Annotated in this window: 15 protein-coding genes, 1 other RNA gene and 1 pseudogene; 8 read left to right on the top strand and 9 right to left on the bottom strand. The window is 75.0% G+C overall.

Translation table 11 applies throughout. The features are described from left to right. Positions 1 to 106: 106 nt before the first annotated feature. The 4 genes and pseudogenes from ACQZOG_RS07225 to ACQZOG_RS07210 all read right to left on the bottom strand — a co-directional run bounded on the left by ACQZOG_RS07225 (position 107) and on the right by ACQZOG_RS07210 (position 4,839). Positions 107 to 2,134: an ATP-binding protein gene (locus ACQZOG_RS07225; RefSeq protein ID WP_430741382.1), complete on the bottom strand. Its 2,028-nt coding sequence runs from the start codon at positions 2,132 to 2,134 to the stop codon at positions 107 to 109. A gap of 552 nt (positions 2,135 to 2,686) precedes the next feature. After that, positions 2,687 to 3,091: RNase P RNA component class A (gene rnpB, locus ACQZOG_RS07220), an RNA gene on the bottom strand. A gap of 115 nt (positions 3,092 to 3,206) precedes the next feature. Next, positions 3,207 to 3,923 (bottom strand): annotated as a pseudogene (locus ACQZOG_RS07215) (DMT family transporter); the annotation flags it as partial. Between the two features lie 82 nt (positions 3,924 to 4,005). Continuing rightward, positions 4,006 to 4,839: an AraC family transcriptional regulator gene (locus ACQZOG_RS07210; protein ID WP_430741381.1), complete on the bottom strand. Its 834-nt coding sequence runs from the start codon at positions 4,837 to 4,839 to the stop codon at positions 4,006 to 4,008. 108 nt (positions 4,840 to 4,947) lie between these two features. Between ACQZOG_RS07210 and ACQZOG_RS07205 the strand changes: the two genes are divergently transcribed. The 4 genes from ACQZOG_RS07205 to eda all read left to right on the top strand — a co-directional run bounded on the left by ACQZOG_RS07205 (position 4,948) and on the right by eda (position 7,870). Continuing rightward, entirely contained in the window at positions 4,948 to 5,703 is a 756-nt protein-coding gene (locus tag ACQZOG_RS07205) for a MerR family transcriptional regulator (RefSeq protein WP_397662555.1), read from the top strand. Then, positions 5,700 to 6,341 (top strand): hypothetical protein, encoded by a 642-nt coding sequence (locus ACQZOG_RS07200; RefSeq protein ID WP_430741380.1) that lies wholly within the window; start codon positions 5,700 to 5,702, stop codon positions 6,339 to 6,341. Before ACQZOG_RS07205 ends, ACQZOG_RS07200 begins: the two co-directional genes overlap by 4 nt. Before the next feature lie 27 nt (positions 6,342 to 6,368). Continuing rightward, positions 6,369 to 7,151 (top strand): peroxide stress protein YaaA, encoded by a 783-nt coding sequence (gene yaaA / locus ACQZOG_RS07195; RefSeq protein ID WP_430741379.1) that lies wholly within the window; start codon positions 6,369 to 6,371, stop codon positions 7,149 to 7,151. 68 nt (positions 7,152 to 7,219) lie between these two features. Next, positions 7,220 to 7,870 (top strand): bifunctional 4-hydroxy-2-oxoglutarate aldolase/2-dehydro-3-deoxy-phosphogluconate aldolase, encoded by a 651-nt coding sequence (gene eda, locus ACQZOG_RS07190; protein WP_033273146.1) that lies wholly within the window; start codon positions 7,220 to 7,222, stop codon positions 7,868 to 7,870. 191 nt (positions 7,871 to 8,061) lie between these two features. Here eda and ACQZOG_RS07185 read toward each other — a convergent pair whose 3' ends face one another. From ACQZOG_RS07185 to ACQZOG_RS07175, 3 genes are read right to left on the bottom strand one after another with little or no spacing between them, the layout of a single operon-like run. Then, positions 8,062 to 9,528, bottom strand: coding sequence for a bifunctional RNase H/acid phosphatase (locus tag ACQZOG_RS07185; RefSeq protein ID WP_430741378.1), 1,467 nt, complete (start codon positions 9,526 to 9,528; stop codon positions 8,062 to 8,064). A 24-nt stretch (positions 9,529 to 9,552) separates the two neighbouring features. Continuing rightward, positions 9,553 to 10,296, bottom strand: a complete 744-nt coding sequence (locus ACQZOG_RS07180; protein WP_033273145.1) for a zinc ribbon domain-containing protein — start codon at positions 10,294 to 10,296, stop codon at positions 9,553 to 9,555. Further along, a complete protein-coding gene (locus tag ACQZOG_RS07175; RefSeq protein WP_033272821.1) occupies positions 10,293 to 11,150 on the bottom strand; it encodes a Nif3-like dinuclear metal center hexameric protein in 858 nt (285 codons plus the stop codon). Before ACQZOG_RS07175 ends, ACQZOG_RS07180 begins: the two co-directional genes overlap by 4 nt. Before the next feature lie 212 nt (positions 11,151 to 11,362). Here ACQZOG_RS07175 and ACQZOG_RS07170 point away from each other — a divergent pair, with 212 nt between their 5' ends. Both ACQZOG_RS07170 and ACQZOG_RS07165 read left to right on the top strand, forming a co-directional pair. Next, positions 11,363 to 12,595, top strand: coding sequence for a hypothetical protein (locus tag ACQZOG_RS07170; RefSeq protein ID WP_430741377.1), 1,233 nt, complete (start codon positions 11,363 to 11,365; stop codon positions 12,593 to 12,595). Positions 12,596 to 12,692: 97 nt separating this feature from the next. After that, a complete protein-coding gene (locus ACQZOG_RS07165) occupies positions 12,693 to 12,860 on the top strand; it encodes a hypothetical protein (protein ID WP_167338175.1) in 168 nt (55 codons plus the stop codon). 88 nt (positions 12,861 to 12,948) lie between these two features. Here the strand turns inward: ACQZOG_RS07165 and ACQZOG_RS07160 are convergent, their stop codons facing one another. Both ACQZOG_RS07160 and ACQZOG_RS07155 read right to left on the bottom strand, forming a co-directional pair. Further along, the gene (locus ACQZOG_RS07160; protein ID WP_387757240.1) at positions 12,949 to 13,806 is read right to left on the bottom strand and encodes a MaoC/PaaZ C-terminal domain-containing protein; all 858 of its coding nucleotides are present in this window, start codon (positions 13,804 to 13,806) and stop codon (positions 12,949 to 12,951) included. Positions 13,807 to 14,732: 926 nt separating this feature from the next. Next, entirely contained in the window at positions 14,733 to 16,166 is a 1,434-nt protein-coding gene (locus ACQZOG_RS07155) for an MFS transporter (protein ID WP_058916017.1), read from the bottom strand. Between the two features lie 218 nt (positions 16,167 to 16,384). Between ACQZOG_RS07155 and ACQZOG_RS07150 the strand changes: the two genes are divergently transcribed. Together ACQZOG_RS07150 and ACQZOG_RS07145 are read left to right on the top strand one after the other, a co-directional pair. Beyond that, positions 16,385 to 18,121 (top strand): MFS transporter, encoded by a 1,737-nt coding sequence (locus tag ACQZOG_RS07150; protein ID WP_382002844.1) that lies wholly within the window; start codon positions 16,385 to 16,387, stop codon positions 18,119 to 18,121. Between the two features lie 343 nt (positions 18,122 to 18,464). Continuing rightward, positions 18,465 to 19,067, top strand: coding sequence for a class I SAM-dependent methyltransferase (locus ACQZOG_RS07145; RefSeq protein ID WP_390898168.1), 603 nt, complete (start codon positions 18,465 to 18,467; stop codon positions 19,065 to 19,067). The last annotated feature ends 4 nt before the right edge of the window (positions 19,068 to 19,071 follow it).

Genomic DNA, 19,071 nt, shown 5'->3' with positions numbered 1-19,071 from the left:
GTCACCGGCCCGTTCCTCCTATCTCACGTGCTCGAGCGGGAAGGGGCGCCGTCGCCCCGGACGCCGAACGGGGCCGGGCCGCGGCGCCGTACGGGAGGGGTGGGGTCTAGGGAGCCGCGGGGGGCAGGGAGTCGGCGCCGGGGGTGCCGTCACCGGGGGCGCCGTTTCCGGGGGCGCCGATTCCGGAAGCGCCGGTGCCACCGTTGCCGGACTGCCGTGCGCCACGGTGGAAGGCGCCGAACCGTGAGCCGGCGTCGCGTGCGCCGCGCCGGCCCGAGGTGTCGCCGGAGCGGGCGGCCGCCGACTGGCGCTGTTCGCGCTCGCGTTCGGCCTCGGCCATGGTGCGGCCGGGGGCGCGCACCGGGAGGCCGTTGGGAGTGGTGCTGTCCGGCTGCCGGTGACGTCCCTGGCCGGGCACCGTGGGCAGTTCGGCCAACCGCTCGGTGATCGCGGCCTGGCGCTCCGTGCGAGGGGCCGGGCTCTCCGGGGTGGCGGGCAGGTGGGTCGCAGCGGGGCGGGCCTCGGCAGCGTTGTCACGGTCGCCGCCGGAGCCGTTCGAGCCACGGACGGGCAGGGCGCCGGCGTCGCGGGCACCCCGGACGGGCAGCGCGTCCACGTCGCCGCGGGAGCCGACGGCGGACCCGGCGGAGGGCAGGGCGTCCGCGTCCCGGGCGGGGAGCGAGGACGTGCGGGACGCCGACGGGGACTGCACGGGCACGCCACGGGCCGCGCCGCCGCGCCCGGCCAGGGACTCGCCCCGCCCGGCCGTCTCGTGGGGGGCCGGCTCGCGGTGCTGGGCGAGCAGGTGCAGGGGCAGCAGGACGACGACGCCGGTGCCGCCGCGGGAGGACGGGCGGTAGTTGACGCTGACGCCGTACTTGGAGGCGAGCCGGCCGACGACGGCCAGGCCGAGCCGGGTGCCCTGGAGGGAGGCGAGGTCGGTGACGCGGCCGGTGACGGCCTCCTCGGCGCGCCGCATCGCCGCGTCGGCCATCTTCAGGCCGCTGTCCTCGATGGTGACGACGATGCCGGCGCTGCGGTCCTCGACGTAGACGTGCACCTCGTCGATGGGCGGGGAGAAGTTCGCCGCGTTGTCCATCAGTTCGGCGAGCAGGTGCATGACGCCTTCGGCGGCGAACCCGGCGACCGCGGTGCGGGTGGAGCAGTGCAGGCGCACCCGCTGGTAGGCGGCGATACGGCCGGCGGCGCCGCGCAGGATGCTCTCCATCTTGATCGGCTTGTTCCAGGCGCGGCTGGAACGGCCGCCCATGAGCAGCGCGAGCCGGTCGGTCATCAGGCCGAGCTGGGAGGTGCTGTGGTCGAGCTTGAGCAGGTCGCCGAAGACCTCCTCGCCGTGCCGTTCCTGCATGTCGCGCAGGTCGGCGAGCATCTGGACGGCCTTGGCCTGGACGCGGCTGAGCGCCTTGGCGGAGGCGGCCTGGGCGGCGGCGGCGCGCCGCTCGCTGAGGGCGAGTTCACGGATGAACGATTCCGCCGGAACGCGCAGCGCGGGGTGGTGCGGCAGGTCGGTCTCGGCGAGCACGGTGTCGGCGGAGCGGCCCTCGCGGAGCCGGCCGATCGCGGCCGGCATCGTCTCCCGTACGAACCGGTCGTGCTCGGTCGCGGCCTCGTCGAGTTCCTCCCGGATCGCGCGGTACTCGTCCTCGATCGTCATCACGCGCCGCACGTCCTCCTCGACGGTGGCGGCGAAGGTGTGGGTGATGCGGGAGAGCTGCGGGTCGGAGGGCGGGGGCACGGCGGCCAGCACGTCGGCGGCGCTGGTGCCCTCGCGGAGCCGTTCGGCCACGGCGGGCAGGGTGGCTCCGGCGAGGTGGGAGATCTCGGCGGAGCGGCGGGCGGCCTCGGCGCGGAGGCGGCCGACCTCCGACTCCCGCTCGACGGCGGTGGCACGGGCCTTCCGCACCAGGCGGTGGTCGACGAGGACGGTGACGGCCACGCACGCCCATCCGGCCAGCACCACGGCCAGGGTCCACGGGGTGGCGCCGGACGGCGCCAGGGCGAGCGCCGCACCACCGGCGGCGGCGGTCACCACCAGCACGGCCGCCCGTGCGGCGAACGAGGTGCGCGGCGCCCCCGCCGGTGGGTGCTGGCTGGGAGAAGCAGGCACTGGCATGGAGCGGTCCCTCGGTCGGTGAGAGCAGGGGAAGGGGGCGGCCGTACGAACGACGGCCGCGGGCCGGGGACGGGATCTGCCGACAGAAGGCGATCTTCCGACCACGTACGGCTCATGCTAATCACCCCGATGCACGCGGAAGCCCCGCTTGCTGAACAGCTCGTCAGCAAAATCAGTTCGTCGTGAACCCATCGCTCGTACGTTCCGCTGTGCTAGCCGAGACGAGGCCGGACGAGCCGGGCCGGAGTGCGACAACGCGCCCGTGGTTCCTTCTGACGGTCCGTCACATCTGCTTCACAGGGGGCCTGTCATCGCTGCCCCCACTCACACGAGGCATCGATTTTCGGCCAACTGCGGTTATGCCAGAGGCGCTTCACACCTGGCCACGGTAACGAGGAGGCCATGAAGGTGAAGAATTCCCGCCGCTCGTGAAGGATCGGTGACGACGGCTCGCGCCGGTTTGCGTGAGCGGGGACACACGGAGGCTCGCGCGGCGGGAATGTGGTCTCTTCCGGAGGGTCGCGGGAGCTCTCCCGGAGAGGGAGGGAGCGGCAGACGAGTCGGGCTGTACGCCGGGTTCTGTTCCCCGACCCCCTCGCGGGTGTCGGGGCGACGGCCATCCATCTAGGACCGGTGTTGCCACCGGCCTCGTGCGGTCCACCCGCGGACTCGGGCGGGCAGCCCTCGATCGTCCGCGCAGAGCGCTTTTCACGGCGCTCCTTTTGACCTTGCTCCGGGTGGGGTTTACCTAGCCGCCTGAGTCACCCCAGGCGCTGGTGGTCTCTTACACCACCGTTTCACCCTTACCCGGCGCCGAAGCGCCGGGCGGTCTGTTTTCTGTGGCACTGTCCCGCGGGTCACCCCGGGTGGCTGTTGGCCACCACCCTGCCCTGTGGAGCCCGGACGTTCCTCGGGAAGCCCCCTGAGGGGACTCCACGCGGCCGCCCGCCCGGCTCGTCTGCCGTGCCGACCATGGTACCCGCCGGCCGGCCGGCTTCCGCTCCCGCGCGTTGGCCAGCACCGATCCGGTGAGGATCAGGACGAAGGCGGCCGCCACCGTCGCGGTCAGGGCCTCGTCGAGGAAGAGCGCGCCGGCCGCCACCGCGATCGCCGGATTGACGTACGTGATCACGGAGGCGCGGATCGGGCCCGCCTCCTTGATCAGCTCCATGAAGGCGACGAACGCCACCGCCGTGCAGACGACGCCGAGGGCGGCCAGCGCGGCCAGGGTCTGCGGGGTGGGGAGCGCCGCGGGACGCGAGGCGATCGCCGCGGGGGCGTAGACCAGGGCGGCCAGGGCCAGGCAGGGCGTGATCAGGTGCAGCGTGGGGACGTCCTTGAGGTGGCGGTCGGCGATCAGCGGGGCCGTCGCGTAGCCGACGACCGTGACCAGGACCTCCGCGAGGGAGAGGGCGTCGCCGCCGGTCAGGTGGGGGACGGTGAGGACGCCCACGCCGCCGAGACCGAGGGCCAGGCCCGCGATCCTGCGGGGGCCGAGGGACTCGGCCCGGCCGAAGGCGCGGGACAGCAGCACGCCGACGATCGGGACGCCCGCGATCAGCAGTCCGGCCGTGGAGCTGGAGAGGTGACGCTCGGCGTCGGTCAGTGTGTACCAGGGGCCGACGATCTCGATCACCGCGAACGCCAGCATCGGCTTCCAGTGTGCGCGCAGGTTGCGGGCGAGGCCCTTCTGGCGCAGGGCGAAGGGGAGCAGCAGGAGTGCGCCGACGGCGCAGCGGGCGAAGACGACGCCCGACGGCGACACCTCGTGCACCGCCACTTTGATCATCAGATAGGGGATGCCCCAGACGACTCCCATCAGGGAGAACAGGAACCAGCCGCGTGCAGTCATGCGAGGAGTGTCCGTCTCCTCAGCACCCCGCGTCTTGAACGCTGTTGCGGTACGCCGCCGGGGTCACGCCGAGCACGCGGCGGAACCATCGGGTGAGGTGCGCCTGGTCGGCGAAGCCGACGAGGGCGGCCGCCTCGGCCGGCCGGACCCCGGCGTCCAGCAGGGCGCGGGCCCGGGCCACCCGGTGCTGGGCGAGCCAGGCGTACGGCGGCACGCCCATCGTCGTACGGAACGCGCGGAGCAGCTGGTAGCGGGAGAGGCCCAGGTCGGCGGCGAGGTCGGCCAGGGAGGGCGGGGCGAGGAGCTCGTCGGCGAGGCGGTCGCGGACGGTGAGTGCGACGGACCGGGCGCCGGGGAGGGCGCGGTCGTCGGCGCGGGACGTGGAGTGGCGGCGGGCCAGCGCGGCGAGCAGCCAGGGCAGCCGCGACTCGGCCTCCAGCGGGTCCGGGTGGACGCTGAGGTCGGTGTGCGTACGGCGCAGGGCGGCGGCCAGCTCCGGGTCGTGCAGGACTGGGTCGGGGAAGTATGGGAGGGCGGTGCCGAGGGTGCCGTCGCCGAGCAGGGCGGGGGCGGCGTACAGCGCCTGGTACGCGTAGCCCTCGGGGGCGGCGGGACCGCCGGTGTGCATCTCGCCGGGTTCGAGCACGACGATCGAGCCGGGTCCGGACACGATGCGTCCGCCGCGGTACGCGATCACCTCGAGGCCGCCGACGGTGACCCCGACCGTGTACTCGTCGTGCGCGTGCGGCGTGTACTCGTGCCGGGCGAACCGCGCCGTGAGCAGATCCAGCGCGGGCCCGCACCGCCCCAGCCGCGCCCTGGCCCACCTGGCCTGTTCCCGCCCGTCCCCCACACCGACGCACCCCCGCTCCCCAGGGGATCAGAGGAAGTCGGCGGTGTCCAGGGCGGCGCGTGCGTCACCGCTTGACCCTGCCGCGACGTCAACGTTTCTACTGGGGGCATGCGGATCGGAGAGCTGGCCGCGGTGGTTGGGGTGACCACGCGGGCCGTGCGGCACTATCACCATCTCGGGCTGTTGCCGGAGCCGGAGCGGCTCGGGAACGGGTACCGGGACTACACCCTGCGGCACGCCGTCGTGCTGGCGCGGATCCGGCGGCTGACCGAGCTGGGGCTCGGCCTCGCCGAGGTGCGGGACGTGCTCGCGGACGACGCGGGGAAGGATCTCGCCGAGGTGCTGGCGGAGCTGGACGTGGACCTGGCCCGGCAGGAGGAGGCGATCCGGGAGCGGCGGGCGCGGCTGCGGACGCTGCTGGAGTCGGAGGGCGGGACGCTCGCGGAGGGCCCGGTGTCGCCGGAGCTGGCCGCGCTGTTCCGAGGCACCGCCCACCTGACCGACTCCCCCATGGCCGCGAAGGACCGCGAGATCCTCGCGCTGATCGAGACGTCCGCGCCGCCGGAGGAGCGGAAACGGCTGATGGGGCTGATGAGCGGGGTGGTCGGGGCGCCGGGCGGGACGGAGCGGGCCATGGCCGTGTACCGGCTGCTCGACGCGCTCGAAGGGGTCGGCACGGACGATCCGCGGGTCGACGAGGCCGCCCGTGCGCTCGCGGAGTGCGTACCGGCCGAGTCGCTGCCGGAGGACGCCGTCCTCGACGAGAGCAACAGCTTCCTGACCGCCCTCTACGCGGACTTCGCCCCCGCCCAGGCGGAGGCCTTCCGGCGGGCGCTGCGGATCGTCGCGAAGGGGCGGGCATGAGCCGGCGGACGGAGGGAGAGGGCGCGGTGGGGGCGGCGGTGCGCGTGGGGTGGGCGCTGGTGCGGCACGAGGCGCGGCTGATGGCGAGCCTCGTGCTGTGGCTGGCGCGGCGTGCGCACGGGACGGGTGCGGGAGGCACAGCGTTCGGGTACGCGCGTGGCGAGGCGGCCATGATGTTCGGGTTCGCGTTCGTGTGCGTCGTGGAGACCGTCGCGATGTCGGCGCTGCTGGGCGAGTGGCCGACGCTGCACGCGGTGGTGCTGTTCCTGGACGTGTACACGGTCGTCTTCGTCGTCGCCCTGTACGCCGCCTCCGCCGTACGCCCGCACGTCGTCACCCCCGACGGGCTGCGCGTGCGCCGGGCCGTCCACGTGGATCTGCGGATACCGCGGGAGCGGATCGCGTCCGTCCGGCGTGAGCTGCGGATGACGCACGCCACGGCGGAGGGCGAGCTGAACCTCGCCGTCGGCTCGCAGACGACCGTGACGGTGGAGCTCGTGGAAGCGGTCCCGCACCGGTCGTTCTTCGGGCGCGTCCGGGACGTGCGCGTGGTCCGCCTCCACGCCGACGACGCGGACGGCCTGGTACGGGCGCTCACCGCCGCCCCGCAGGGGCCCGCGGGCCACGCCGTACCCTGACAGGCGAGCTCGATCGAAGGAGTACCTGTGCTTGTCCTGCTGCCGCCGTCCGAAGGCAAGGCCGCTTCCGGCCTCGGTGCCCCGCTGCGGACGGAGTCCCTGTCGCTGCCGGGACTGACCGCCGCGCGGGAGGAGGTCCTCACCGAGCTGGTCGACCTCTGCTCCGGCGACGAGGACAAGGCGCGGGACGTGCTGGGCCTGAGCGAGGGCCTGCGGGGCGAGGTCGCGAAGAACCGCGAGCTGCGCACCGCCGGTGCCCGCCCGGCCGGTGAGATCTACACCGGCGTGCTGTACGACGCCCTCGACCTCGCCTCGCTCGACGCGGCGGCGAAGCGGCGGGCGGCGAAGTCGCTGCTGGTGTTCTCCGGGCTGTGGGGCGCGGTCCGGGTGACCGACCGGATTCCCTCGTACCGCTGCTCGATGGGGGTCAAGCTGCCGGGCCTGGGCGCGCTGGGCGCGTACTGGCGGGCGCCGATGGCGGACGTGCTGCCGGAGGCGGCGGGGTCGGGGCTGGTCCTCGACCTGCGCTCGGCGGCGTACGCGACGGCATGGAAGCCGAAGGGCGAGGTGGCCGGGCGGACGGCGACGGTCCGTGTGCTGCACGCGCCGACCCGGAAGGTGGTCAGCCACTTCAACAAGGCGACCAAGGGGCGGATCGTGCGGAGTCTGCTGACGGCCGGGGCCGTGCCGGAGGGGCCGGCGGAGCTGGTCGAGGCGCTGCGGGACCTCGGGTACGTGGTGGAGGCGGCAGCGCCGGCCCGGGCGGGGGCGGCGTGGGCGCTGGACGTCCTGGTGGACGAGATCCACTGACCGCGCTCTCGTTGCAACATCCGCAACGACCTTTGCGCAGGATGCGCGCCGACGGCAGGATGAGCGCCATGAACGCTCCCCTGCCGTCGTCCGGCGTGCCCGGTGTCCCCTTCTCTGTGCTCGGGCTCGCCCCCGTGGTGCCCGTGGTCGTGGTCGAGGACGCCGCCGACGCCGTGCCGCTGGCGCGGGCGCTGGTGGCGGGCGGGCTGCCCGCGATCGAGGTGACCCTGCGGACCCCGGCCGCGCCGGACGCGATCCGGGCGATCGCCGCCGAGGTGCCGGGCGCCGTGGTCGGCGCCGGGACGGTGCTCACGCCGGAACAGGTGACGGACGCGGTGGCGGCCGGGGCGCGGTTCCTGGTCAGCCCGGGGTGCACGGACGCGCTGCTGACGGCGATGCGGGCGGCCGGGGTGCCGTTCCTGCCGGGGGTGTCCACGGCGTCGGAGGTGATGGCGCTGCTGGAGCGAGGGGTGCGGGACATGAAGTTCTTCCCGGCGCGCGCGGCCGGCGGCACGGCGTATCTGAAGTCCCTGGCGGGACCGCTGCCGCAGGCCCGCTTCTGCCCCACCGGGGGGATCGGCCCGGAGACCGCCCCGGAGTACCTGGCACTGCCCAACGTGGGCTGCGTCGGCGGGAGCTGGATGCTGCCGGAGGACGCGGTGGCCGCCCGTGACTGGGACCGCGTGGAGCGGCTGGCGCGGGAGGCGGCGGCGCTGTAGCCCCCTCCGGGGCCTTGCGTCGGATCACCCCGGCATCGCGCGCCCGGCGCGCACTCGCCCACTGCCCCGCACGGTGTGGGCAGCGCACGAGCGGCGTCGCCGTCGCTGTCGGCCGTGCCCAGCGACGAACCCGCTCGGGTCGGCCGGAGACGCACCGCGTCCCGCAGCCGGCGGGTTACGGACGACAGTTCCTACCGCAGGTGGGAGGTGTCGTTGAACAGCCGGACGCTCGCGTTGCCGTCGGCGTAGTACGCCACGGCGGACAGCGAGGCGGCGGACAGTTCCATGCGGAACAGCGCCTCGGGCGGGGCGCCCAGGGCGAGTCGGATCAGGGTCTTGATCGGGGTCACGTGCGTGACCAGCAGGACCGTGCGGCCCCGGTACTCCGCGACCAGTTTGTCGCGTGCCTCCGCGACCCGGGCGGCCGTCGCCGCGAAACTCTCGCCGCCGCCGGTGGGCTGGGCGTCCGGGGACGCCAGCCAGGCGTCCAGGTCATCGGGGTACCGCTCACGCACCTCGCCGAAGGTGAGGCCCTCCCAGGCGCCGAAGTCGGTCTCCCGCAGCCCGTCCTCGACGGCCACGTCGAACCCGAGCCGGGCGGCGACGATGCGGGCGGTCTCGCGGGTACGGGCGAGAGGTGACGCGACGACCGCCTGCACGGTGCCGCGCCGGGCGAGCGCGGCGGCGACCTTTTCGGCCTGCTCGCGCCCGATGTCGGAGAGGGAGGGGTCGCTGCCCCCGCTGCCGGAGAACCGCTTCTGGGGGGTGAGCGGCGTCTCGCCGTGCCGCAGCAGCACGAAGGTGGCGGGCGCGCCCATGTCGGCGGGCGCCCACCCGGAGGAGGGGGTGGCGACGGCCTGCGCGGCCCGCCGGTCGGCGTCGGCAGGCGCTGCTCCGCCGAGTCCGGCAGCGGCGTCCCGCGCGGAGGTGTCCGTCACCGGACGGTCCACGGCCGAGCCCTGCGCACCGGCGCCCTGCTCGACGACCGTCCCTTCACCGGAGGCGTCTTCGATGCCGCGGCCCCGGGCCGTCCCCGCACCGCCGGTCGCGGCGGCGCCCTCGGCCGCGGGACGCCGTTCCGACTCCGGCTCACCGGACGCGGCAGCGCTGCCCGCCGGCGCCGGCGCCTCCCGCACCCGCGCGGCCCCCGCCGCAGTGTCCCCGGGCGGACCCTCAGGCACCGGTACGGCGGGGGCCGCCGGCGGGGTGTCCAAGTCGGCGCGGCTGTCCGCAGGCGACCACGCCTCCCCCCGCGCGCCCGCGTCCATCGCCTCGTTGGCCAACCGGTCCGCGTGGGTGTTGCGTTCGCGGGGGATCCACTCGTAGGTGACGCGGTCCGGCGGGAAGACCGTCGCGGCCTCCGCCGCGAGCGGCTTCATCGCCGGGTGCTTGATCTTCCAGCGGCCCGACATCTGCTCGACGACGAGCTTGGAGTCCATCCGCACGCGGACCCGGGCGTCCGGGTCCAGCTCCCGGGCGGCGCGCAGGCCGGCCAGCAGGCCCCGGTACTCGGCGACGTTGTTGGTGGCGACGCCGATGTACTCGGCGGCCTCCGCCAGGGTCTCCCCCGTCGCCGCGTCGCTCACCACGGCCCCGTAGCCGGCCGGTCCCGGGTTGCCCCGTGACCCGCCGTCCGCCTCGACGACGAACTCCCGCATGGACTCGATCCCTACCGGTAGGCCCTACAGTCCCGACTCCGCCGTGCGGACCAGGATGCGGCGGCAGTTCTCGCAGCGCACCACGGTGTCCGGGGCGGCGGCGCGGATCTCGTTCAGCTCGGTGATGGCCAGCTCCTGACGGCACCCCTGGCAGGTGCGCGCGTACAGCTTGGCCGCGCCGATCCCGCCCTGCTGCTCGCGCAGCTTGTCGTAGAGGCTCAGCAGCGCGGCCGGCACCGAGGCGGCGACGACCTCGCGCTCCTTCGTCACGGACGCGGTCTCGCCGTCGATCTGCTCCAGCGCCGCGTCCCGCCGGGCGGTCGCGTCGTCGATCCGGCCCTGGACGGAGCCGACGCGCTCGGTCAGTTCGGCGACCCGCTCCTGGGCGGACTCGCGGCGCTCCATGACCTCGAGGACGACGTCCTCCAGGTCGCCCTGGCGCTTGGCGAGGGAGGCGATCTCGCGCTGGAGGTTCTCCAGGTCCTTGGGCGAGGAGACGGCGCCGGAGTCGAGGCGCTTCTGGTCGCGGGCGGCGCGCTGGCGCACCTGGTCGACGTCCTGCTCGGCCTTGGTCTGCTCGCGCGTGCAGTCGCTCTCCTCGGTCTGCGCGGCGACGAGCAGGTCGCGCAGCTGGGCGAGGTCCCGGTTCAGCGACTCGATCTCGGCGTGCTCGGGGAGCGACTTCCGCTTGTGCGCGAGCTGCTGGAGGCGGACGTCGAGGTCCTGGACGTCGAGAAGTCGGATCTGGTCGGCGGGCTCGGCGTTCAGTTGGGGGCTCCAGATGTGTCGGTGGCTCGGGACGACGCCGCGTGGGCGGTCCAGGGGTCGGTGACCGTGCGCGAGACGTGGACCCTGAGGTCCCATCCGTGACGGTCGGAGATCTCGTCGAGCTGGGCGGCGGCCAGCTCGCACCAGGGCCACTCGGTGGCCCAGTGCGCCGCGTCGAGCAGCGCGAGAGGACTGTGGGCGCGGGCCTCGGACACCGGGTGGTGGCGCAGGTCCGCGGTGAGGAAGGCGTCCACGCCGGCCGCCCGGACGTGGTCGAAGAGGCTGTCGCCGGAGCCGCCGCTGACGGCCGCGGTCCGCACGGGCGCGTCCGGGTCGCCGGCGACGCGGACGCCCTGCGCGGTGGCGGGCAGCCGCTCGGCGGCGCGGGCGGCGAACTCCCGCACGGTGACCGGGGCGTCGAGCTCGCACACGCGGCCCAGTCCCCGCCGCCCCTCGGGGTCGGACGGGTCCGGCACCAGCGGCCGTACGACCCTGAGGCCGAGCGCGCCGGCGAGGGCGTCGGAGACTCCCGGGTCGGCGGTGTCGGCGTTGGTGTGGGCGACGTGCAGCGCGATGTCGTTCTTGATGAGCGTGTGCACCACGCGGCCCTTGAAGGTGGAGGCCGCGACGGTGGTCGTGCCGCGCAGGTAGAGCGGGTGGTGGGTGACCAGCAGGCCGGCGCCGAGCTTCACCGCCTCGTCGACGATGTCCTGGACCGGGTCGACGGCGAACAGGACGCGCGTGACCTCCTGGTCCGGGTCGCCCACGACGGTGCCGACCGCGTCCCAGGACTCGGCCCGCTCGGCGGGCCACAGGTCGTCCAGCGCGGAGATGACTTCTGACAGACGGGGCACGCCGCCAAGGCTACCTGCCCCTTTCGCACGGCAGTACCGGATCCGCCGTCGGCTCCCTCGCCCGCCCGCCCCCGCACCGCGGCCGTGGAGCACACTCCCCGCCCTCCCTCAGCAGAATCGTTCCTGGAGCACCCTTACGTGTGAAGCGCGCCCCTCCGCTCCGCCGCCTCCCTCCGCGAAAACTACCGTTCGTCACCGGAGGTGACCGAAAGATGACGGTCTGCGCCATCGAACCTGCGGCGGCACACGAGAACGGAGCGGGACGGGCGGGCTGCACCATCACCGCGGACGGCTGCTACGCCGCCCGCCTGGCCCTCGCCGGGGACTCCCTGTTCCCGGAACGCTGGACCCTGGACGGCCCCGAGCCGTACGCGGTGCCGCTCCCCGGCAACCAGCCCGAGGAGCCCGGCACCGAGGTGCAGCCCCTCGCCGACGGCCGGGTCCTCATCCACCGGCTGGTGGACGGGCGGCACGCCTTCTCCCTGCTGTACCCGACCGGCCCCGGCACCGGCGAGCTGCCGCTCGGCACGGTCGACCGCCCCGGCGGGACGGCCCGGCTGCGGCTGCTCCCCCCGGCCCCGGACGGCCGCCGGGCGTACGCGCTCGCCGCCGGCCCGAGCAGCGCCACGGTGTGGCTGGTGGCGGGCGGCGGATCCGGACCCGAGCGGGTCGCGGAGATCCCGGGCGGCTGTTCGGGCGGGGTGTGGCTGGACCGTGAGGGGCGGATGCTCGCCCTGGACCGGGAGGCGGGCGGACGCACCAAGTCGGTGGTGGTCGACCTCGGACGCGGCGGCGAGGTGTCGCCGTTGCTGCAGATCGCTCCCGGCAGCGACGACCGGGTGCTGCTCGCCGACCCGGACAGCGGTCTGCTGCTGATCCGCTCGGACGCGCCCTCCCCGGGGGAGGCACGGCTGGGCTGGGGCGTGCTGGGCAGCACCCTGCCGGTGCGGTTCCCCGAGTGCCTGCGGCTGCCGGACCGCACGGTGACGCCGTTCGCGGTGCAGCCGGGGCAGATGCTGACCCCGGAGGGGTGCGCGGTGGCGCTGCGCGTCGAGGGGGCGGACGGGTCGGGCTGGATCGGGCTGTGGCGTCCCGCCGAGCGGCGCGTCCACCATGTCCCGGCCCCGGCGGGCTGGCTGGGCGGCACGGGGCTGTGGACGGCGGACGGGGTGCTGCGGCTCCCGTACTCCACCGGCGCGGTGCCGTGCGGGGTGGCCACGCTGACGATGCCGGGGGAGGAACGGCGGCCGGAGGACGGCTCCCCGGAGGACGCCGCGGCGGACGCGGCGGGCACGGAAGCGCCGTCTCCGTACGACGAGCGGTACAGCGGTCAACTACCCACTCGTAAAACGGAGATGACCGTTCATCACCTCGATTCCCTGGCCGACGTGCCGCGTCCCGTGCCCCTTCAGCAAGCACCCCTCGGACGGCTTGTAACGAACTAGCGGCGGTTGGCGTGGCCGCCTGGATCCGGGGTGCGGTGGGCCGGTTAGACTCGCCCGGCTGTAGGAAAGATCATGTTTACGGGGTGAAATCCTTCCGATGAGCGACGTCATCACGCACGAGCCGCGGCCCGTCGAGCACGAGCAGGTCGCCGCGGGTCACGGCAGGCACCGGGGTCCGGTCTCCACGCAGGAGGCGGAGACGTCCCCGCGTGGCCGGCACCGCAAGCCGACCCAGGAGAACGACCGCGGGGAGCAGGCCGCCTGACCCAGGTCGGCCGGTCCCGCCCCGCGGGCGGAACGGGAAGCACGGCCCCGACCGTCGTCCGACGGCCGGGGCCGTCTTCGTGCTCCCGTCAGGTGAACTCCGCCGTCGCGCCCGCCAGTACGGGCGCGTCCCCGCGTTCCACCGCGCCCACCGCCACCCGTACGGCGCCGTCCCCGCGCCACATCCGGATCCGCAGCGTCTCGCCCGGGTACGTCACCCCGGCGAACCGGGCGGTCCAGGAGCGGACCCGGGTGACGTCCCCGTCGAGGAGCGTGTCGACGACCGCCTTGAGGGTCGTGCCGTAGGTGCACAGCCCGTGCAGCACGGGGCGGTCGAACCCGGCGCGGCGCGCGAACTCCGGGTCGGCGTGCAGGGGGTTGAGGTCGCCGGTGAGGCGGTAGAGCAGCGCCTGGTCCTCCCGTAGGGGGCGCTCGACGGTGCGGTCGGGGGCGCCCCTCTCCTCCGGCGCGGCCGCCGAGGGCCCTCGGTCACCGCCCCAGCCGCCCTCGCCGCGCACGTACACCTGCGCCTCGGCCGTCCACAGCGGGCCGTCCGCGTCGGCGGCGTCGCTGCGCAGGACCAGCACCGCCGCCTTGCCCTTGTCGTGCACGGCGGTGATGCGGTCGGTGCGGGTGGCGGTGGCCCGCACGGGCAGGGGACGGTGCACGCGGAGCGACTGGCCGCCGTGCAGCACGCGCGCGAGGTCCACGTCGACGCCGGGCATGGACAGGGCCGCGATCACCCCGGGCGCTCCGCCGCCCGCGACGGTGGCGAAGCTCGGCAGGACGTGGAGACGGGACTCCAGGGTGTACCGCAGTTCGCGGGGGTCGGTGGCGGGGACGCCGGCGCCGATGCCGAGGTGGTAGAGCTGGATGTCCTCGGGGGTCCAGGAGATCTCGGTGGTGCGGGGCGCGGCGGCGAGCGCGCGGGCGGTGTCGACGGGCATGTCGCTCCTGATCGCCGGGGGTGGTCCGACCCCTTGTATAGCCCGACGCCCGCGCGGGCCGGCCGCGGGAGGCGTTGCGCAAGGCCCGCCGACGGGGGTGGCTGTGACCCGGGCCGCGTGTCACACCCCGGGACGGGCACGACACGGACCCGGCTGACGCCCGACGCCCACCTCCGGCCGCACGACGCCCGCGCGGCGGCGCCGCACCGAGCCGGGGCGCCGGGCAGGCGGTCTCGGGGACCCGCCTCCTGCCCCGCCGCACCGGGACCGATCCGACGGCCCGTGGGTGGCAGGTCCGGGTCCGGAAAACCGAACCGGTGCGGCGCCGCGCCGACTCACGGCCGGCGGCAACGCTGAGGAGCACCCGCCGACGGTCTCGGTGACCCGCCACGATCGGCCTGGTCCACGACGGTCCCGAAGGGCGTCGGCAGGCGGGGTACGGCCAGGTGACCTGAGCAGGGGCGACCCCGGCAGGCTGGGCGGGAGCGCGCCTGACCAAGACCGGCAAGAGCCCGGCGAGCCCCGGCACGACGCCCCGGCGCCGTCGTCCGCCCAAGGAGCGGCGGCACCCACACGAGCGGAACACCGTTGCAGGTCTCCTGCGGCGGGACGCCACAACCGGGCACGGCCCGACACCTACGCGTCGGCGGCCGACGGACCCCGCCGTCCCGGACCGCGCGGCACCCACGCGAGCGGGACGCCTGCGGGACCCCGGCGTCGGTCCGCTGCGGCGAGAACCAGAGGCCGGGCATGGCCCGACACCCACGCGTCGGCGGCCGACGGACCCCGCCGTCCCCGACCGCGCGGCACCCACGCGAGCGGGACGCCTGCGGGACCCCGGCGTCGGTCCGCTGCGGCGAGACGCCACGGGCGGGCACCGCCCGACAGCCACGCGTCAGCGGACCGCGCCACCCCAGCCCGCCGGTTCAGCCCGCCTGCCTCGCAGGCGTCCTCGGCAGCCATGCCCACATGAGGAGGGCGCCCAGGGCCAGCACGGCCGTGCCGGTGGTGAAGACGAGGGCGTAGCCCTCGGTCAGGGCCTCCGGGGTGTCGACCCCGTTCGTGCGGGCCGCCGCGATCGTGGCCATGACCGCCAGGCCGAGGGAGCCGCCCATCGTGCGGGAGGTGTTGACGAGGCCGGAGACGAGACCGGCCTCCTCGGGGGCCGCTCCCGACGTGGCGAGGGACGCCAGCGGGGTGCCGGCGAGGCCCGCGCCGAGCATCATCAGGACGCCCGGGATCATGATCGCGGTGAGGTACGCGCCGTCCGCCGTCATCGTGGACTGCCAGGCGAAGCCGGCCGTCGCGACGAGCGTGCCGAGCACGGCCACCGCGCGCGGCCCCGTCGCCCGCATGAGGCGCGGGGCGACCTTGGAGCCGACGATCACGGCGATCGAGCTGGGCACCAGGGCGAGTCCGGCCTCCAGCGGGGTGTAGCCGAGGACGTTCTGCGCGTACAGGGTCATGAAGAACCACATGCAGAACATCGCGGAGCCGCTGAGGAACATGGCGACGTTCGCGGAGGCCACCGACCGCAGCTTCAGCAGTCCGAGCGGCATCAGCGGGGACCTGGCGCGGGCCTCGGCGAGCAGGAACAGCGCGACGAGGGCGAGCCCGGCGCACAGCGGCACCACCGTGGACACCGCCGTCCAGCCGGCCTGCTCGGTCTGGGAGACCCCGTACGCCAGGGTGGCGAGGCCCGCCGTGACGAGGACGGCGCCGGGCAGGTCGAGGCGGCGGCCGTCCCCGGCGCGGCTCTCGGTGATCCAGCGGGCGGCGGCGGCCAGCACGACCGCGCCGACCGGCACGTTGATCAGCAGCACCCAGCGCCAGGACAGCGTCTCGACGAGCACCCCGCCGACGAAGCCGCCCGCCGCGCCGCCGCCCGCGCCGACGGCGGTCCAGGTGGCGATGGCCCGGGCGCGGGCCGCGCCCTCCGGCACCGCCGAGGTGACGAGGGTGAGCGTGGAGGGCGCGAGGACGGCCGCGCCGAGTCCCTGCACGGCCCGCGCCACGAGCAGCTGCCAGCCCTCCTGGGCGAGCCCGCCGGCCAGCGAGGCCAGGGTGAACAGGCCCAGCCCGACGAGGAACATGCGCTTGCGGCCGTAGAGGTCGCCGGCGCGGCCGCCGAGCAGCATGAAGCCCGCGAACGCGATGGAGTACGCGTTGACCACCCACTGCAGGCCCTGCTCGTCCAGGCCGAGGCCGCCGCGCACGGACGGCAGCGCCACGTTCACCACGGAGATGTCGAGGACGACGAGGAACTGGCCGGCGCAGGCGAGCGCCACCACCAGCCAGACGGGTGGTGCGGTGCGGGCGGGGACGCGGGTGGTGTCGGGGGCTTCGAGCATGAGGGACATGCTCTCAACCGCCGCGCGCGGGCCGCATCGGCATTTCGTCCGACCTCGTCTCCTCCCCCGGACCGAGAAGGAGCACCTGCGCAGCAGGGCGCCCGGTCCGCGGAGGCCCAAGGAAAGGTCAAGAAATCGTTAGAGGGCCGAAGCAACGGAATAGTTGCCTCGGCGCACGGGGTTCATGGTCCACGTACCTTGCCGTTCGGCCGCCTGGAGGCACCTTCATGACACAGACGACGCCCGCCCGTCCCTCCGGCAGAGCGGGCGCGGCGGTGGTCCCCGTCCTGGCCTTCGCGGGCATCGTCGTCGCGGTGATGCAGACCCTGCTGGTCCCGGTGATCAAGGATCTGCCGCAGCTGCTCGACACCGCACCCGCCGACGCCACCTGGGTCCTGACCTCGACCCTGTTGTCGGGCGCCGTGGCCACCCCCATCATGGGGCGGCTCGGCGACCTCTTCGGCAAGCGGCGGATGCTGGTCGTCAGCCTCGCGGTGATGGTGGTGGGCGCGCTGGTCAGCGCGTTCACCAGCGATCTGCTGGTGATGATCGCCGGCCGCACCCTCCAGGGCTTCGCGATGGGCGCGATACCGCTGGGCATCGGCCTGATGCGGGACATGCTGCCGCGCGAACGCCTCGGCTCCGCGATGGCGCTGATGAGTTCCTCCATCGGCGTCGGCGGCGGTCTGGCGCTGCCCGCCGCCGCGCTGGTCGCCCAGCACACCGACTGGCACGCCCTCTACCTCGGCGCGGCCGGCCTCGGCGTCCTGGCGATCGCCCTCACCCTGGCCGTCGTGCCCGAGTCGCCGCTGCGCGCCAAGGGCTCGTTCGACCTGCCCGGCGCGCTGGGGCTCACCGCCGGACTGCTGCTGTTCCTGCTGCCCGTCTCCAAGGGCAGCGCATGGGGCTGGACCTCCGGCACCACGCTGGGCCTGTTCGGCGCGGCGGCCGTGGTGCTGCTGCTGTGGGGGCTGATGGAGCTGCGGGTCGCCGCGCCGCTGGTGGACCTGCGCACCACGGCCCGCCGTGAAGTGCTGCTCACCAACCTCGCCTCGATCATGGTCGGCGTCTCCTTCTTCGTCGTCTCCCTGGTCCTCCCCCAGCTGCTCCAGCTGCCCACCGCGTCGGACGGGCTCGGGCAGTCGATGGTGGTCGCGGGCCTGTGCGTGGCCCCGCTGGGCCTGACGATGATGTTCACGGCGCCGGTCTACGCCCGTCTGTCCGCCCGGTACGGCCCCAAGGTCACCCTGATCATCGGCCTGCTGGTGATCGCGGCCGGGTACGGCGGCGGGCTCGGGCTGATGAGCGCCGCCTGGCAGACCGTGGTCACCTCGGTGGTCCTCGGCGCGGGCATCGGGCTCGCGTACTCCTCGCTGCCCGCGCTGATCGTCGGCGCGGTCCCGGCCTCCGAGACGGGCGCGGCGAACGGCCTCAACACGCTGATGCGCTCCATCGGCACGTCGGTGTCCAGCGCCGTGATCGGCATGGTGCTGGCGAACACCTCGGACGTGGTGGGCGGGGTCGCGGTGCCGACGCTGCACGGGTTCCGGGTGTCGTTCGGGATCGCGACGGCGGCGGTGGCCGTGGGCCTGGTGCTGGCGCTGTTCCTGCCCGGCCGGCGTCCGTCGGCGCACCCCCAGCTGCGGGCGAGCAGCGAGGAGGAGGCGAACCTGGAGCGGGCGCGGGAGACGCTGCGCGGCTTCCGCGGCCGGGTCCTGGACGCGTCCGGCGCGCCGGTGGCCCGTGCCCGGGTCACCCTCATCGACCGGCACGGCCGCCGCGCGGGCGCCACGGTCACCGCGGCCGACGGCACCTACGCCCTCGCGGTCCCGGCCCAGGGCCCGTACGTCCTCGCCGCCCGCGCCCCCGGCCACGGCCCCCTGGCCTCCCCGGCGACCCACACGGGCACCGGCGACTGCGTCGCCGTGGACCTGTCGCTGCCGCCGGAGACGGTCACGGCATGACGGCCGGGTGCCGCCCGTGACGCACCACGGGCGGCACCCGGTCACCTCCGGCCGGGCACCCGGCCACCTACAACCGGCTGGTACGCCCGGGCCGGTGAACCCCGCCCAGCGGTCTGCGGGCACTCGTGCCGCTCGGGTCGGCACGGGTGGGCGCAGGCGGCACTCCGCGGCGCCGAGCCGCGCGACACGCCCCCTGCGGTCCCGGCACCCCCCTTCACCACCCCCGCCGGGACTACGGCAGCATGGCCCCGTGGAGACTTCTGTGACCTGCGGAAAGGCGGAGCTCGTGGTGAAGGCGCCGGAGGCGGCCGTGCTCGCCGCGTTCGAGGCGGCGAAGGGGTTCATGCCGCTGGACGAGGGGCTGGCCCTGTACGCCGCCGCGGTCGAGGCCGGGCGGCTGGGGTTTCCGCTGCTGGAGATCGGCACGTACTGCGGCCGCTCCACGATCCTGCTCGCGGACGCGGCCCGCGCGGCCGGGGTGACCGCGCTCACCGTGGACCACCACCGGGGCAGCGAGGAGCAGCAGCCGGGCTGGGAGTACCACGACCCGGAGACGGTCGACCCGGAGCTGGGCGTGATGGACACCCTGCCGACCTTCCGGCGGACCCTGCGCCGAGCCGGTCTGGAGGAGCACGTGGTGGCGCTGGTGGGGCGCTCCCCCCAGATCGCCGCCCTGTGGGGGCGCCCGCTCGGCCTGGTGTTCGTCGACGGCGGTCACACCGACGAGCACGCGAGCGCCGACTACGAGGGCTGGGCCCCGCACGTCGCCGAGGGCGGGCTGCTCGTCATCCACGACGTCTTCCCCGACCCGGTGGACGAGTTCACCGGGCAGGCCCCGTACCGCGTGCACCAGCGGGCGCTGGCGTCCGGGGAGTTCACCGAGGTCTCCGCCACGGGTTCGCTGCGCGTCCTGCGCCGTACGGGTGCGGCCGCCGCGCACCGTTAGGGTG

The sequence above is a fragment of the Streptomyces sp. P13-3-3 genome, assembly GCF_050571355.1.
Taxonomy (GTDB): domain Bacteria; phylum Actinomycetota; class Actinomycetes; order Streptomycetales; family Streptomycetaceae; genus Streptomyces; species Streptomyces althioticus.
This window is presented reverse-complemented; position numbering and strand designations above follow the sequence as displayed.